The following is a 15,505-nucleotide window of genomic DNA, read 5'->3' on the forward strand; positions in this document are numbered from 1 at the left end:
GACGGCATTCCGCCACCCGCCAAACGAAAGGAGCGTGTCATGTTTCACGGGTCGATCCCTGCCCTGGTCACGCCGTTCAAGGACGGCGAGTTGGATCTGGATACGCTGAAGAAACTGGTCGACTGGCATGTCGATCAGGGCTCGAACGGGCTGGTCCCGGTGGGCACCACGGGTGAGTCGCCGACGCTGTCGCTGCGCGAACATGAAATCGTCGTGGAAGAGGTCGTGAAATACGCCGCTGGCCGTATCCCCGTGATCGCCGGTGCCGGTGCGAACAACACCAAGGAAGGCGTGCGTCTGATCAAGCACGCCGAAGAGGTCGGCGCCGACGCCGCGCTGGTTGTGACGCCCTATTACAACAAGCCGACGCAGCGCGGCCTGATCGCGCATTTCACCGCGATGCACGACGCCTGCAATCTGCCGATCATCATCTACAACATCCCGCCGCGGTCGGTCATCGACATGACGCCCGACACGATGGGCGAATTGGCCAAGCTGCCCCGCATCGTCGGTGTGAAGGATGCAACCGCCAAGCTGGATCGCGTCGCGTCGCAGCGCATGACCTGCGGTGCGGATTTCATCCAGTTGTCTGGCGAAGATGCGACCGCCGTTGGGTTCAACGCGATGGGTGGCACCGGGTGTATTTCCGTCACGGCCAACGCCGCGCCGAAGCTGTGTGCCGAAATGCAGGCCGCCTGCGCCAATGGTGATTACAAGCTGGCGCTGGAGTATCAGGACCGTCTGATGCCCCTGCACGAAGCCATCTTTATTGAGCCGGGGCTGTGCGGCGCCAAGTTCGCGATGTCGGAACTGGGCCTGTGCTCGGACGAGGTTCGTCTGCCGCTGATGACGCTGACCGACCCGACCAAAGAGCGTATCCGCCACGGTCTGCGCCACGCCGGTCTGATCAACTGATCTGACGGTGAGATTTTGAGAAGGCCGCCGGGAGTGATCCTTGGGGGCCTTTTTCGTTGGGGTATTGTGCTGAGCAGAGGATCGACGGGCCGCGGACTGGCGACCCCTACAGTTTGCCGGTGCGATTTATCGTGTCGTGGTAGCGCGACGTTCGGACGTGTCGCAAACATCAACATATCGCCGGGCCGGGGGGAGGCCCTGCGATGCGCGGCGGCCTGCGGCCTTGATTCCGCGCTGGGTGCGAAGCACTACCCGCGCTCGTCCAATCGCTTCTCGATGGCGATCAGCTTTTGCAGAACCTCGTCCCGGTAGGAATCGGTCGCCGCGTTCGACTCCTCCGCATGCGCGTCCTGCATCGAATTCACGATCAGACCGACCACAAGGTTCACCACGGCGAAGGTGGTGACTAGGATGAAGGGCACAAAGAATATCCATGCCTCGGGGTGGACCTCCATCACCGGGCGGACGATGCCCATGGACCACGATTCCAACGTCATGATCTGGAACAGCGAATAAAGTGACGCGCCAAGCGTGCCGAACCACTGCGGGAAGGTCGCGGCGAACAGCTTGGTCGCGATGACGGCGGCGATGTAGAAGATCACGCCCATTAGCAGAAATACCGACGCCATGCCCGGCAGGGCCGAGATGAAGCCTTCGACCACGCGCCGCAGGGTGGGTGCAACCGACACCACGCGCAGCAGACGCAGGATGCGCAACGCCCGCAGGACCGACAGGCCGCCCGTTGCAGGGACCAGCGCGATGCCCACGACGACGAAGTCAAAGACATTCCATGCGTTCAGGAAAAACCTAAGACCGCGGGCGTAGAGTTTGGCGACCAGTTCCGCGACGAAGATCACCAGACAGGCGGTGTCGAGCAGGATGATCAGATCGCCCGCCACGGCCATGACGCTGGCCGATGTTTCCAGCCCAAGGATGACCGCGTTGAACAGGATCACCCCCATGATCGCATAGCGGGTCGAGGGGCGGTCTAGGAAATTGGCGACGGTCTGGCGCATCTGGCGAAAGGCTCCTTCAGGATCCTCAGCGATCTAGGCGTTCGGGCGGGCAGTTTCCACCCTTGGTCGCGCCGATCAGGGGCGTAGCTTCAGCTTAACGCCATCTTCGCCCCAGCCGTGCGTCTTGCACCGGGCGTAGATCATTACCTTGCGCGTGCCGTCCGGGATCATGACCGAGGACAGCGACCGGGTGAACGGCTCATTATGCCCATGCGGGTGCATCAGTTCCCGCGTGCCCAGCACGTTGCCCGCCATGTCGCGGACCTCCCATGCGTCGGCGTAATGGTCCCAACCTTCGTCGGGGTGTTGCAGCGTCACGCTGATCTTCCAACCCATGCCGGATTTCGCGGCCTCGGCCCCAGTGATCCGGGGGGCGTCTGCCAATACGGCGGCTGGCAGCAGCAGGGCAAGGATAAGAAGAACATGTCGCATATCTTTCCCTACACCTGCGACCGCGGGGTTGAGAAGGCCCAGCCGCATCACACTGACGTGCTTCACGCGGCCGTGCGCCTGACCGCCTCTCATCTCGGCATGTTGTCGGTATCGGCCAAAAGCGCCGACCGGGATTGCGACGCGAATTCACGCCGCCACAGAACGAAATAGGTAATCCCTGTCGCCACGATCAGGGCGCCCGCCCCCAGCAGCCAAGCGGTCGCGCCCATCGCGAAATAGACCGACCGCAGCCCGCGGTTGAAACTGCGCGCGGCGGTGATGTTCAGCGACGCGGCCTTTTCGGCGCGGGGGTGCGCGTTCGGGTCGGCGGGGTCATTGGGCACGGCGGCCATCATTACGGCGCAATAGCCGAACAACCGATGCGACCAGACGAATTTTAGGAAAGCATTCATCAGGAAGAACAGGATGACGATAATCTTGACCTCCCATACGAAGGCCGGATCGGATTCCAGCGTGATCTGGTTTGCAAGCCCCATCAGCCGTTCTGCATTGCCGATCGCCGCCAGCCCGCCGCCGATGGCGATCATCGTGGCCGAAGCGAAAAAGGACGTGCCTTCGCGCAGGGTCGACAGGGTCTGGCTGTCGAAGATGCGCGGCGACCGGGTCACCAACTGGCGCATCCATTCGTAGCGGTATTCCTTCATCAGGACCGAAACGGACGGTTTTTCCGATTGCGGGTTTTCGATCCGCCATCCGATGAACAGCCACGCCGCATAGATCAGCCCGACCGCAGCCAGGTCGAGGGGCGTGAAATGCTGAAGGCGGTCCATCCAAGTCATAACCCCGTGTTAGCGCAGGGGCATTGCCTTGCCAATTGGCGTGATAGGGGGCTAGATGTTCTGCACTTCCCAATATGGCGAGGCCGCCCATGCAGATGCCTGTTCCCGATGCCCGGATCCTGTCGCAGAAAGACGCGCTTGCGGCTGCTTTGCGCAAGGTGTTGCCCTCGGACGCGGTGATTACCGATCCGATGGAAACCCGCGCCTATGAATGTGACGCGCTGACGGCCTATCGCTGCCCGCCGATGATGGCGGTATTGCCCGCGACCACGGCCGAGGTGTCGGACGTGCTGCGCCTGTGTCATCAGTTCGGTGTGCCGGTGGTGCCGCGCGGATCGGGCACGTCGCTTGCCGGGGGCGCGCTGCCAACCGAAGACAGCGTGATCCTTGGCGTGGCCCGCATGAACGCCGTGTTGGAAACGAATTACCCCGACCGCTACATCCGGGTGCAGACCGGCATGACCAACCTGTCTGTCACCGGCGCGGTCGAAGCGGACGGTTTCTTTTACGCCCCCGACCCGTCGTCGCAGTTGGCCTGTGCGATTGCGGGGAACATCGCGATGAACTCGGGCGGGGCGCATTGCCTGAAATACGGCGTGACCACCAACAACCTGCTGGGCGTTACCATGGTGATGATGGATGGTGAGGTGGTCGAGGTGGGCGGGCCTTATCTGGATAGCGGCGGGCTGGACCTGCTGGGCCTGATCTGCGGGTCCGAAGGGCAGCTGGGCGTCGTGACCGAAGCCACCCTGCGCATCCTGCCGAAACCCGAAGGCGCGCGGCCTGTGCTGATGGGGTTCAATGCGAACGAAGTGGCGGGCGCCTGCGTGCGCGACATTATCGAAGCGGGCGTTCTGCCCGTCGCCATCGAATTCATGGACCGCCCCTGTATCGAGGCGACCGAAGCGTTCGCAGGCGCGGGCTATCCCGATTGCGAGGCGCTGCTGATCGTGGAGGTCGAAGGATCCGACGACGAAATCGCCGAACAGTTGGGCGTGATCACCGCGATTGCCGCCAAACACAACCCGGTCGAGATCCGGGAGAGCCGGTCTGCGGATGAAAGCGCGCGCATCTGGCTGGGCCGGAAATCGGCCTTTGGCGCGATGGGGCAGATCAACGATTACATCTGTCTGGACGGCACGATCCCGGTCAGCGAATTGCCGACCGTGTTGGGCCGGATGAACGCGATATCGGATGAATACGGGCTGAAGGTCGCCAACGTGTTCCATGCGGGCGACGGCAACCTGCACCCTCTGATCCTGTTCGATGCGAACAAGGACGGTGATCTGGAAACCTGCGAAGCGATGGGGGCCGAGATCCTCAAGCTCTGTGTCGACGTGGGCGGCTGTCTGTCGGGCGAACATGGTGTCGGCGTCGAAAAGCGTGACCTGATGACCCATCAGTACGATCCCGCGGATCTAGAGGCGCAGATGGCCGTAAAGGATGTCTTTGACCCGAAATGGCTGCTGAACCCGGCCAAGGTCTTTCCGCTGGCCAACAGCGAAGCGCGGCGGGGCTGACGCATGGCACGACCCGCGAATGAGGCCGAACTGGCCCAGATCATCCGCGCCGCCAATGCGCCCTTGTCGATCCACGGTGGTGGGACGCGAGGGTTTGCAGTGGATGGTGAACCGCTGGACACCACCGGGCTGCACGGTATCAAATTGTATGAACCCGGCGCGTTGACGATTGTCGTGGGCGCGGGCACGCCCTTGCGGGAAATCGACACTATTCTGGGCGAAAAAGGCCAAAGGCTAGCGTTTGAGCCGATGGACCACCGCACCCTGATGGGCACCGAAGGTGAGCCGACCATCGGCGGAGTCGCGGCGGCCAACGTCAGCGGCCCGCGTCGGTTGCAGGTGGGCGCGGCGCGGGATCACATGCTGGGCGTGCGGTTCGTGTCGGGCACGGGCGAGGTGATCAAGAACGGGGGCCGGGTGATGAAGAACGTCACTGGCTATGACCTCGTGAAACTGATGGCGGGCAGCTATGGCACGCTGGGCGTTCTGACGGAAATCAGCCTGAAGGTTCAGGCCATCCCACAGGCCGAGGCGACGCTGGTCCTGCGCGGTCAGAAGATGGCCGATGCGATTGCCGACCTTAGCCGCGCCATGGGCACGCCCTTTGACGTCAGCGGCGCGGCCTATGTGGGGATGGAGGTTGTCGAAGACACGTCCCTGCGCCTGATCCGCGTCGAAGGGATGGCGGGCAGCGTGGCCTATCGGGCCGAGCAGTTGAAATCGCTTCTGGGTGCCGATGATATTCTTGAGGATGAGGCCAGCCGCGAGCTTTGGACCCGCATCCGCGACGTTCGGGATTTTGCGCCCAATCGTCCCGATCGTGACGCCAGCACCGACAATGCGATCTGGCGGATCTCTGTCGCGCCCAGTTCCGCGCCCGCGATCCATGAGGCGCTGGCAGAGGGGCGGTTGACCCACGCCATGATCTGCGACTGGTCCGGCGGTTTGATCTGGATGCGCACACCGATGGCGGGCGATGCGGGGGCCAGCGTGATCCGCGACACGGTTTCGCGTCTTGGTGGCCATGCGACGCTGGTCCGGGCCAATGCCGATGTGCGGGCACAGGTTCCTGTTTTCCACCCGCAATCGCCTGCGTTACAGACGATTTCGCGCGGGCTGCGGGCAAAATTCGATCCCAAGGGGATCCTCAATACGGGCATGATGGGAGCCTTGGCATGATCGTCACCATTTTCGCGATTCTTTTCGGGGTCGTCGGCGTCGGGGTTTACGTGTCGCTGGTGCGGCGGATGCCCAATCGGTCGTTCTTTCCCCTGTTGGGAGCCGGGGTGGTTTTGCTGGGTCTTGCCGGGATCGGGATGCTGCGTTTGCTGCCTGTCGATGCGTCGGAAAATCCGACGCGGGTGATCGTGGCGCTGATGATGCTGTGGATCGGCTGGGTCGGGCTGATGGCGCTGATCGCGCAGATGCTGAACAGCCGCATGGCCGGTGCGCATCCCTGGCCTGTGGTGGCGGGCGGCATTGGCACCTTGGCGCCGCTTTTGGGCTTTTTCATCGCGCGGATGGTGGTCTGATGCGGACGGAATTTACGCCTCAACAGCTAGAAGACCCGGGCACCGCGCGCGCCAATGAAATCCTGCGCGCCTGTGTGCATTGCGGGTTCTGCACCGCGACCTGTCCGACCTACCAGGTTCTGGGTGACGAATTGGATAGCCCCCGGGGCCGCATCTACTTGATCAAGGACATGCTGGAAAACGAACGGGTGCCGGACGACAAGACCGTTCAGCACATCGACCGCTGTCTGTCCTGTCTGGCTTGCATGACCACATGCCCCTCGGGCGTGCACTATATGCATCTGGTCGATCACGCGCGGGCCTATATCAACGAACACTACAAACGCCGTTGGGACGACCGGGCGCTGCGTTGGATCCTAGCGCGGATCATTCCTTATCCCACGCGGTTCCGGCTGGCCCTGTTCGCCGCTGGACTGGCTCGTCCCTTCGCGCGTCTGATGCCCGACAAACGCCTGCGGGCCATGATCGGCATGGCGCCCCGTCGCCTGCCCACCCCGTCATTAAACGACTCGCCCCAGACCCACGTCGCACAAGGCCAGCGGATCAAGCGTGTCGCGCTGATGACGGGCTGTGCGCAAAAGGCGCTGAATACCGACATCAACGATGCCACCATCCGCCTGCTAACCCGCGCGGGGGTCGAGGTCGTGATCCCCAAGGGCGAAGGCTGCTGTGGATCGCTGACGCATCACATGGGCAAGGAAGACTTGGCCCATTCCTCGGCTGCCAAGAACATCCGCGCCTGGGCCACGGAGATGGATGGTGAGGGGCTGGATGCCATCGTCATCAACACCTCTGGCTGCGGCACGACGGTGAAGGACTACGGCCACATGTTCCGCAACGATCCGCTGGCCGCAGATGCCGCGCGCGTGTCGGCCATCGCCAAGGACATCACCGAGGTGCTGGGCGATCTGGAGTTGGAGGCCAAAGCCCCCGAACCCCTGCGCATCGGCTATCATTCCGCCTGTTCACTGCAACACGGTCAGAAGATCAAGGACCTGCCTAAGAATTTGCTGACCCGCGCCGGGTTCGAAGTCGCCACCCCCGCCGATCCGCACCTGTGCTGCGGGTCAGCCGGGACCTACAACCTGATGCAGCCCGAGATCTCGGGCAAGTTGAAGGACCGTAAGATTAAGACGCTGCAGGCGATCCAGCCCGACATTATCGCCGCGGGCAATATCGGCTGCATGATGCAGATCGGATCGGGCATTGGCGTGCCTGTCGTTCACACGGTCGAACTGATGGACTGGGCGACCGGCGGGCCGAAACCTGCCGCATTGTTACCTAACTAAGCCACGATCTGCGCCGCATTCCCGCCCGACCTCATCGGTAAGGTTTTTGAAACCAACCGATGGGCCGCGCCATGTATGACCGAATCCTCCCCACCCGACTGATCCCCGCCGCGGCGATGGCTTTGACGATTTTCATGTCGCTGATCAGCCATTTGCATGCGCAGGACACCGGGTTGAAGATGCTGAACACCGGCGACGACTCGCGAGGGTGGGAAGCGGTCGGGCGGCTTGATCTGGACGGGCGTGGGTTTTGTACCGGGGCGCTGATTGCCGAAGATCTGGTCCTGACCGCTGCGCATTGTGTCTATGACAAGCAAAGTGGCGAACGCTTTGCCCCCAGCCAGATCGAGTTTCTGGCAGGCTGGCGGAACGGCCGTGCCTCGGCCTATCGGCAGGTGCGGCGGATCGTGACGCCCGACAGCTATACCTTTGACGCCGCCGCGACTCCTGAACGGGTCCGCGACGACATCGCGTTGTTGGAACTGTATCAGCCGATCCGGAACACCACCGTCGTGCCTTTCGTCACCGCACAGCGTCCGCGTGGCGGGGATCAGATCGCCGTCGTTTCCTATGCCCACAACCGGGCCGAGGCGCCTTCGCTGCAGGAATTATGCAACGTCATCACGCGTCAGCAGGGTGTGCTGATCATGTCGTGCGATGTGGATTACGGCAGCTCTGGCGCGCCGGTGTTTAGTTTCGCGAATGGTGAACCTCAGATCGTGTCTGTCGTGTCAGCCATGGCCGAAGTCGAAGGAAACGATGTGTCGCTTGGGACTGATCTGGAACTGATCGCTGCGTTGAAAGACGATCTGGCGCGGGGACGTGGGTTCGATCAACCCGGCCCGCCGCGGGCCAATCGGATCACCATCGGCAAATCGACCAACGCTCTGTCGGAACGCAGTGGCACGGGCGCGAAATTCATCCGTCTGGGTGAATGATCGGCGGGTGTTGTCGCCCGCTTTGACCCCCTCTTGAAATGCGGTTTTGCGATCCCCAGATCTGGGGCATCGGGGCGCCACTTCGGGCCCCGGTGAACGGCCTGTCCCTATGGGAAGGCTTTACAACGTTATCGCTTTAAGAGGATGACCATGCGAAACTTTGATCTTGCACCGCTGTACCGTTCCACCGTTGGTTTTGACCAGCTTGCCAGCATGATGGACCGCGTTCTAAGCAACGACGTCGCCCAGCCGACGTACCCGCCCTACAATATCGAAAAGCTGGACCAAGACAGCTATCGCATCACGATCGCCGTTGCCGGGTTCACCGACGAAGACCTTGGCATCGAAGTCAAGGAACACGCGCTGATCGTGACCGCCAAGAAAGCCGAGGAAGACAAGCGCAGCTACCTGCATCGCGGGATTGCCACCCGCGCGTTTGAACGCCGCTTCCACCTTGCCGACCACGTCAAGGTGACGGGCGCGACCCACGCAGACGGCCTGCTGCACATCGACCTTGTGCGTGAAGTTCCCGAGGCGCTGAAGCCCCGCCGGATCGAGATCACCAAAGCCGGTGGTCAGACGGTGGAAGGCAAGGCGCTGGAGGCCAAGGAAACCGCCTAAGCCAACGGCGGGTTGAACGAGAAACCCAAGATTTTCCCTCGAATCCAACTGGGGCGCGGCGATTGTCGCGCCCCTTTTGTTTTGGGGTGGGGGCGGATCTATCGGGCTATACGGCGGTTTGATCGCGCGTAGGGTCCGACCTTCGGCACAGGCGGGCACCGCCCTGTCTCGTCAGCCGCAGGCGCAGGGTTATGGCTTCTTCAGATGCCAGTATTCCCCTGCTTTAGTGTCTATTTCGACGTGATATGGCTTGTCGTCAGGTCCAGCAGGACTTTCCCCTGATCCGAGGTCACCTCGGTCCGGACCACCTGAATGGTGCGCCCCCGTTTCACGAAGCGCGACCGCGCGGTCAGCGTGCCGCTGGTCACGTTGGACAGCAATTGCGCTGTGACGTTGATCGCCAAGGGAAAGCCGGACCCACCTGTTGCGACCTGAACGCCTTGCAGGGCCAGCCGCGTCGCGGTGACGTCGCCAAACCAGATCAGCGCACCTGCGTGGACGGTGCCGAATGGGTTCAGGATGCCGCTTTGCACAGGCATGGTGCCGCGCGCTTCTTCGTTTGAGATTAACTCGACCTCGAACCGCAGGTGGCCTGCAATTTCCTTTTCGCTCATCCGTATCCTCCCGCTTTGGGGCAGGATGCGGTGGGTCGGGCAGCCTGTCTAGCTTAGCGTGATGTTACGGTTGCCGACTTTTAACTGCGTCGTAAGGTTCAAGGGGCCGGTTTCAAAGCTGATACGCGGGTCTTTCAGGTGTTGGCCGAGGGTGTCTGCGATCTGTTGGGCCTTCGGATGCGTGATGGTCAGCGCGGTCAGCGTGGCATCCGCGCCGGGCATTTGCGTGGGGGGCAGGGGATCGGCCTTCCACTCCAATAGGCTGGGAGCCGCGCCGTCCATGGGCAGGGTTCCATCGTCCGGGACGGTCAGCAACCACGACAGGGTGCCACGGGTCAGGTGCATGGCTGGACCGTGATAGTCGGGCAGCAGGGGGCGCGTGGTGGCCATGTCGGTGCAGCGGGTCACCCAATGTGCCAGCCGCGGTGACTGGACCGGGTGGTCCAGCCCGAACCAGCGGGGCCGGTCGGGGGCTGGCGCGTCGGGGTTCACCGCGATCACTTCTAGGAATTCATCCTCACCCAGACGGACCAGATGATTGTGCGTGCCCATCTGGGGATGTTCGCCCCCTTTGGGCATGTCGATCCCTGTGAGGTCACGGACATAGGCGACCCCTTCGGCAAGAGAGGGGGCGGCGATGACGATGTGGTCTAGGGTAAGCATGTGCGTTTCCAACATCCTCAGATCAATGTCCCGCCCGGCGGGATGCCGGGCTGCGCCGTCCCGCCCCCATGGGGCGGCGCATTTGCGCCACCCCTCGGGACGGCGCTGCCCTTCGCAAGCACCACAAGCGAGGCGACATTTTCACCCTATAGTCGCCAGAACCGCATCAAGCCCAGCCTGCGCGACCTCCATGTCCTGCGCGGGTGTGCCAGAACTGACGCCGATCCCACCGACGCACTGACCATCGATCATCACGGGAAGACCTCCGCCAACGACCATCAGCCGACCGCCAATGGCCGACGAGATACCATAGGCGGGTTTCCCCGGCTGGCTGGCGTCCCCGTATTCATGCGTGGCCTTTTTGGCCCCGCTGGCGGTGTAGCTTTTGTCGATGGCGATGGTGGTGGACGTGACCTTGCCGCCGTCCATCCGTTCGAACGCCACAAGGTTGCCCGCGTCGTCGGTGATGGCGATGCACATCGGCACGCCGATCTCTGTCGCTTTGGCCTTGGCCGCGTCGATCATCAGACGCGCGTCGTTCAGGTCGAGCCGTTGTACCGAAATCATGCCTGCACCTCTTTCGCTTTGCGGCGCCATGCGTGAAGCAACGGCTCGGTATAGCCCGATGGCTGCGCGACGCCTTTGAAAATCAAATCCTTGGCGGTTTGGAAGGCCGGACCATGGGGGTTGTCGACCAGCGAGCGGTACTCTGGATCGCCCGCGTTTTGCGCGTCCACCTTGGCGGCCATGCGCATCAGGGCATCGTTGACCTCATCCTCGGTGATCAGCCCGTGCAGCAGCCAGTTGGCAAGGTACTGCGACGAAATCCGCAGGGTGGCGCGGTCTTCCATCAGGCCGACGTCGTTGATGTCGGGTACCTTGGAACAGCCAACCCCCTGATCGACCCACCGGACCACGTAGCCAAGGATGCCCTGGCAGTTGTTGTCCAGATCGCGGCGCACCTCTTCTTCGGTCAGGTTGCGGCCCGACAGCACCGGTTGAGTCAGCAGGTCATCCAGCGATGCACGCTCGCGCCCCTCCAATTCATCCTGACGGTCGGACACGCTGATCTGATGATAATGCGTGGCGTGCAGGGTCGCGGCGGTGGGGGACGGCACCCAAGCGGTGTTGGCGCCCGCCATCGGATGGTTGGTCTTGGCGTCCAGCATCTCGGCCATCTTGTCGGGCTTGGCCCACATGCCTTTGCCGATCTGACCGCGCCCGCGCAGGCCCAAAGCCAGACCCGCATCGACGTTCCCATTTTCGTAAGCCGACAGCCAGACCGATCCGGCCATTTCGCCCTTGGGAATGAACGGACCCATCTGCATGGAGGTGTGGATTTCATCACCCGTGCGATCAAGGAAGCCGGTGTTGATGAACACCAGACGATCCTTCACCGCGCGCATACATTCGCGCAGGTTGGCAGAGGTGCGGCGCTCTTCGTCCATCACACCGATTTTCACGGTGTTCAGGGGCAGGCCTAGGATGCCTTCGACCGCGGTGAAGATGCGGTTGGCAAAGGCGACCTCTTCGGGGCCGTGCATCTTGGGTTTCACGACGTAAACGCTGCCCGCGCGGGAATTGCGGGGGCCGTCGGTTTTCTTGAGGTCGTGCATCGCGGCGGCGACGGTGATCAGCGCGTCCAGCATCCCTTCGGGGGTTTCTTCACCTTCGAACAGCACGGCATCGGTGGTCATCAGGTGGCCAACGTTGCGGACCAGCAAAAGCGCGCGACCGGGCAGGGTCAGCTCACCACCATCAGGGGCGGTCAGCACCTTGTCGGGGTTCAGGGCGCGGGTCATCTGCTTGCCGCCCTTGTCGAAAGTTTCGGTCAGCTTGCCGGTCATCAGGCCGAACCAGTTGCCGTAGACCTCGGTCTTGTCGGCGGCATCGACGGCGGCGACGCTGTCTTCGCAGTCCTGAATGGCGGTCATGGCGGATTCCAGCACCACGTCGCGCAGGCCAGAGGCGCTGTCTTTGCCGACGGGATGGCTGGGGTCGATCACCAGTTCGATGTGCAGCCCGTTGTGGCGCAGCATGTAAGACGCCTTATCGCCGTCTTCAGTATAGCCGACAAAGGCGTTGGGATCGGCAAAGGCGTGGGTCGCGTCGCCGACTTTGGCCGTCAGGGTCGCGCCGTCGCGGACATAGGCTGTGACGTCCGCGTGGGACGCGCCGTCCAGCGGGACAGAACGGTCAAGGAAATTCGCCGACCATGCCACCGCCTGCGCCCCGCGCTTGGGGTCATAGCCGTTACCTTCGGGTGCGCCGGGCAGCGCGTCGGTGCCATAGAGCGCATCGTACAGGGAGCCCCACCGCGCGTTGGCAGCGTTCAGGGCAAACCGGGCGTTCATCACCGGAACCACAAGCTGCGGGCCTGCGATGGTCGCAATCTCGGGATCGACGTTTTCGGTTTCGATTTTGAAGTCGGGGCCTTCGGGGACGAGGTATCCGATCTCTTCCAGAAAGGCGCGGTATTCGGCGCCATCGATGGGCTGGCCTTTGCGGGCTATGTGCCAGTCGTCGATTTGCTTTTGCAGGGTCTCGCGGACCTCTAGCAGGCGCAAGTTTTCAGGCGCGAGGTCAGCCAGCATAGAGGCGAAGCCGCCCCAGAGGTCATCGGCAGAGATGCCAAGATCGGGCAGGATCTGGCCGTCTACCAAGTCGGCGATAGAGGCGGCGACCTGAAGGCCGGCGCGGTCAACGTATTCGGTCATAGGTGATTCCTTTCGTTGGCCCTAACATACACCCGGTTTGGGGGGTGTTGCGTGCGTACGCATTACTTTTCCGTATCGTGGAAAAGTGCTAGGTCTTGGCCATGACCACCGCCGTGCAATCCGTCGACCGCGCGCTAACGCTGTTAGAGCTTATTTCCAAGGACCCCGAGGGCAGCCGCCTGTCGGATCTGGCGCGCACGGCGGGGCTGGCGGCGTCTACGACGCATCGGTTGTTGACTGCGCTGGAACAGCGGGGATTCGCACAGGTCGATGCCTCGACCGGGCGGTGGCACGTGGGGCGCGCTGCGCATTCTGTCGGTGCGACATGGGGCAAGACGCGGACCCTGCTGGCGCCTGCGACGCCCTTCTTGCGGCGGTTGCGGGATGCAACACGGGAAACGGCGAACCTTGGGATCATCGAAAACGGGCGGGTTATCACCATCGCGCAGGCCGAAAGCCGGGAAATCATGCGCGCCATTTCCCCGCCGGGCGGCAGCGCGCCGATCTTTTGTTCCGGCATGGGCAAGGCGATCATTTCGACATGGCCCGACGAATATATCGACCGGCTGATTGATGAATACGGGTTCCACGCGGCGACCAGCCACAGCCTGACATCCCGCGCGGCGGCACATGCCGAAATCGCGACGATCCGGGCGCAGGGTTACGCCATGGACGACGAAGAGTTCGTGCCGGGCCTGCGCTGCGTGGCGGCGGTGGTGCATGGACCCGGGGGCGACGCCATCGCGGCGGTGTCGGTGTCGGGCCTGTCGATCCGCATGACCGAGGACAAGGTGGACCGTTGCATCAAGCTGGTGCAGCAGGTGTCGTGGGATTTGTCCGGGCGGGATATGTTCTAGGCCGTGGATTCTGGCCCCTTAGCGGATCCAGTTAGCGGATCCAGACTTCGACCCGGCGGTTAACCTGACGGCCCCAGGCGCTGTCGTCGCAGGCCATGGGCATGGCTTCACCAAAAGCTTCGGTCGTCAGGGTGATGCGGTCCTTACGGGCGTCGCGGGCGGCCAGTTCCACGGCGCGGCGCACGGCGCGGGCGCGGTCGCGGGCAAGGCCACGGTTCAGCGCGGCATTGCCCGAACTGTCGGAAAAGCCCACGAACATCAATTCGTTCCCGTCATAGATGCCGCTTTCCAGCGCGGTGGCCAGTTGTTCGACGTTCGACCGGGACTGCGCGTCCAGCAGGGTAGAGCCCGCTTCGAACCGGAAGGAAATCGTTAGACGGCGGAAGGGCGTCAGGGTGCCGACCATGTCCTGCAGGTCTTTCAGCGTCACCTCTGGCCCGGCCTGAGAGATCGCGTTGGCAAAGCGTGCGCCTTGGTCGGAAATCGGGATTTCTTCTGGCATCTGGTCGACGAAACCGGCACGGCGGATCACCAGCTGGGCCGCGGGCTGGCGGGTGTAGGCAAGGAATTCGCGGACCAGTTTGGGCATCCGACGCGCGGGCATGTACAGAAAGACTGGCGTGGTCAGCGGGTAATCTTCGGTCTTGGCGTTGATGCGCGTGGCCCCAAGGGTGAAACCGCAGGCGCCGCTAAGTTCGACCTGCTGGGCATCGCCGGTTTCCGACGCGGTGGTCAGGCCGATGGCAAAGGGATCGCGCAGGATCGCGCTGACGATTTCGGGGTCGGTGTCGTGGCGGATCGCCGTATCGGCAAGCTTTGCGCCGGCGGGGGCCATCAGACGATCTTCGACCGCCTGACCCATGCCCGAAGAGGTGTCGCGCAGATGGGGCGTGATCGGTGCGTCGGGGCCGCCCAACTGGTTCCAGTTGTCGATGTCGCCGGAATAGATCGCCGCCAGCTGCGGCAGGGTCAGCGCGCTGACCGTATTGCCGGGCGCAACGATGGGCACCAGCGCGTCCAGGGCCAGCACACGGTTGCGGCCAGCCGCGCGCAGATTGCCCATCCCGGCCTCGATCGCGCGGCGCAGTTCTGGCGGACGGATTTCGCGCAGGGCCATGACAAGGTCGGCCTCATTCGCTAGCAGGTCGGCAAAACCTTCGTCGGTGTTCGTAGAACGGATGGTGAAGCGCCCCGCCACCGAGCCGGTGGTTTTGTCGGTCAGGGTGTAGACGACGTTGTTGCCGCCGATGTCTTCGCGGTCGACGCTGTGGCCGGATCGCATGGCAAAGGCTTCGATCAGCGCGGGCAGAAGGACGGTGCCGGTGGTGGCGGCGCCGGAAATCGACATCTCGGCCACGAAGGCAGAAAGGTTGGGGCAGGCGGGGCCGTCGCAGGTCACGCCAGAGCCGTCGAGCGTCAGTTCCCCAAAGTCGGTTTCGACACGGTAGAATTCGCCATCAAAGCCCAGCAGCATGCCACGGATCGTGACGCTGCCGTCATTCGACGTAAGCGTGACATCCTGTGACAGCGCCGGGGCGAGGCCAGTGAAAAGCATAAGTGCGGCGCAGAACGCCGCACGTAGGAAAGTCAT

General features: G+C 63.0%; 16 protein-coding genes. 8 read left to right on the forward strand and 8 right to left on the reverse strand.

Going from position 1 to position 15,505, the window contains the following annotated elements:
• Nucleotides 1-39 precede the first annotated feature (39 nt).
• Nucleotides 40-915 (forward strand): 4-hydroxy-tetrahydrodipicolinate synthase, encoded by an 876-nt coding sequence (dapA, locus tag ACI3GR_RS09705; protein WP_407494048.1) that lies wholly within the window; start codon nucleotides 40-42, stop codon nucleotides 913-915.
• Between the two features lie 248 nt (nucleotides 916-1,163).
• Here the strand turns inward: dapA and ACI3GR_RS09710 are convergent, their stop codons facing one another.
• The 3 genes from ACI3GR_RS09710 to ACI3GR_RS09720 form a co-directional block, all read right to left on the reverse strand.
• Nucleotides 1,164-1,931: an ion transporter gene (locus ACI3GR_RS09710; RefSeq protein WP_407494049.1), complete on the reverse strand. Its 768-nt coding sequence runs from the start codon at nucleotides 1,929-1,931 to the stop codon at nucleotides 1,164-1,166.
• A gap of 75 nt (nucleotides 1,932-2,006) precedes the next feature.
• Complete coding sequence (locus ACI3GR_RS09715) at nucleotides 2,007-2,363, reverse strand: hypothetical protein (RefSeq protein ID WP_407494051.1); 357 nt, start codon at nucleotides 2,361-2,363, stop codon at nucleotides 2,007-2,009.
• A gap of 89 nt (nucleotides 2,364-2,452) precedes the next feature.
• Nucleotides 2,453-3,163: a DUF599 domain-containing protein gene (locus ACI3GR_RS09720; RefSeq protein ID WP_407494053.1), complete on the reverse strand. Its 711-nt coding sequence runs from the start codon at nucleotides 3,161-3,163 to the stop codon at nucleotides 2,453-2,455.
• Between the two features lie 89 nt (nucleotides 3,164-3,252).
• Between ACI3GR_RS09720 and ACI3GR_RS09725 the strand changes: the two genes are divergently transcribed.
• The 6 genes from ACI3GR_RS09725 (at nucleotide 3,253) to ACI3GR_RS09750 (ending at nucleotide 9,063) form a co-directional block, all read left to right on the forward strand.
• Nucleotides 3,253-4,683, forward strand: a complete 1,431-nt coding sequence (locus tag ACI3GR_RS09725) for an FAD-linked oxidase C-terminal domain-containing protein (protein WP_407494055.1) — start codon at nucleotides 3,253-3,255, stop codon at nucleotides 4,681-4,683.
• 3 nt (nucleotides 4,684-4,686) lie between these two features.
• Nucleotides 4,687-5,862 carry a glycolate oxidase subunit GlcE gene (gene glcE / locus ACI3GR_RS09730; protein ID WP_407494057.1) on the forward strand — a complete coding sequence of 392 codons (1,176 nt, stop codon included), beginning with the start codon at nucleotides 4,687-4,689 and terminating at the stop codon, nucleotides 5,860-5,862.
• Nucleotides 5,859-6,215 carry a hypothetical protein gene (locus ACI3GR_RS09735; protein WP_407494059.1) on the forward strand — a complete coding sequence of 119 codons (357 nt, stop codon included), beginning with the start codon at nucleotides 5,859-5,861 and terminating at the stop codon, nucleotides 6,213-6,215. Before glcE ends, ACI3GR_RS09735 begins: the two co-directional genes overlap by 4 nt.
• Nucleotides 6,215-7,504: a glycolate oxidase subunit GlcF gene (gene glcF / locus ACI3GR_RS09740; RefSeq protein ID WP_407494061.1), complete on the forward strand. Its 1,290-nt coding sequence runs from the start codon at nucleotides 6,215-6,217 to the stop codon at nucleotides 7,502-7,504. The genes ACI3GR_RS09735 and glcF overlap by 1 nt, the downstream gene beginning before the upstream one ends.
• 116 nt (nucleotides 7,505-7,620) lie before the next feature.
• On the forward strand, nucleotides 7,621-8,442 hold the full coding sequence (locus ACI3GR_RS09745) for a trypsin-like serine peptidase (RefSeq protein WP_407494893.1): 822 nt from the start codon (nucleotides 7,621-7,623) through the stop codon (nucleotides 8,440-8,442).
• A gap of 150 nt (nucleotides 8,443-8,592) precedes the next feature.
• Complete coding sequence (locus tag ACI3GR_RS09750; protein ID WP_407494063.1) at nucleotides 8,593-9,063, forward strand: Hsp20 family protein; 471 nt, start codon at nucleotides 8,593-8,595, stop codon at nucleotides 9,061-9,063.
• A 230-nt stretch (nucleotides 9,064-9,293) separates the two neighbouring features.
• Here ACI3GR_RS09750 and ACI3GR_RS09755 read toward each other — a convergent pair whose 3' ends face one another.
• The 4 genes from ACI3GR_RS09755 to ACI3GR_RS09770 all read right to left on the reverse strand — a co-directional run bounded on the left by ACI3GR_RS09755 (nucleotide 9,294) and on the right by ACI3GR_RS09770 (nucleotide 13,057).
• A complete protein-coding gene (locus ACI3GR_RS09755) occupies nucleotides 9,294-9,677 on the reverse strand; it encodes a PaaI family thioesterase (RefSeq protein WP_407494064.1) in 384 nt (127 codons plus the stop codon).
• Nucleotides 9,678-9,725: 48 nt separating this feature from the next.
• A complete protein-coding gene (locus ACI3GR_RS09760; RefSeq protein ID WP_407494067.1) occupies nucleotides 9,726-10,340 on the reverse strand; it encodes a VOC family protein in 615 nt (204 codons plus the stop codon).
• Nucleotides 10,341-10,481: 141 nt separating this feature from the next.
• Nucleotides 10,482-10,907, reverse strand: a complete 426-nt coding sequence (locus ACI3GR_RS09765; protein ID WP_407494069.1) for a GlcG/HbpS family heme-binding protein — start codon at nucleotides 10,905-10,907, stop codon at nucleotides 10,482-10,484.
• Nucleotides 10,904-13,057, reverse strand: coding sequence for a malate synthase G (locus ACI3GR_RS09770; RefSeq protein ID WP_407494071.1), 2,154 nt, complete (start codon nucleotides 13,055-13,057; stop codon nucleotides 10,904-10,906). The genes ACI3GR_RS09765 and ACI3GR_RS09770 overlap by 4 nt, the downstream gene beginning before the upstream one ends.
• A gap of 101 nt (nucleotides 13,058-13,158) precedes the next feature.
• On the opposite strand from ACI3GR_RS09770, the gene ACI3GR_RS09775 reads away from it, so the two are divergent.
• Entirely contained in the window at nucleotides 13,159-13,914 is a 756-nt protein-coding gene (locus ACI3GR_RS09775; protein WP_407494073.1) for an IclR family transcriptional regulator, read from the forward strand.
• Between the two features lie 31 nt (nucleotides 13,915-13,945).
• Here the strand turns inward: ACI3GR_RS09775 and ACI3GR_RS09780 are convergent, their stop codons facing one another.
• Complete coding sequence (locus ACI3GR_RS09780) at nucleotides 13,946-15,505, reverse strand: substrate-binding domain-containing protein (protein WP_407494074.1); 1,560 nt, start codon at nucleotides 15,503-15,505, stop codon at nucleotides 13,946-13,948.

The organism is Pseudooceanicola aestuariicola (assembly GCF_045763785.1).
Taxonomy (GTDB): Bacteria; Pseudomonadota; Alphaproteobacteria; order Rhodobacterales; family Rhodobacteraceae; genus Pseudooceanicola.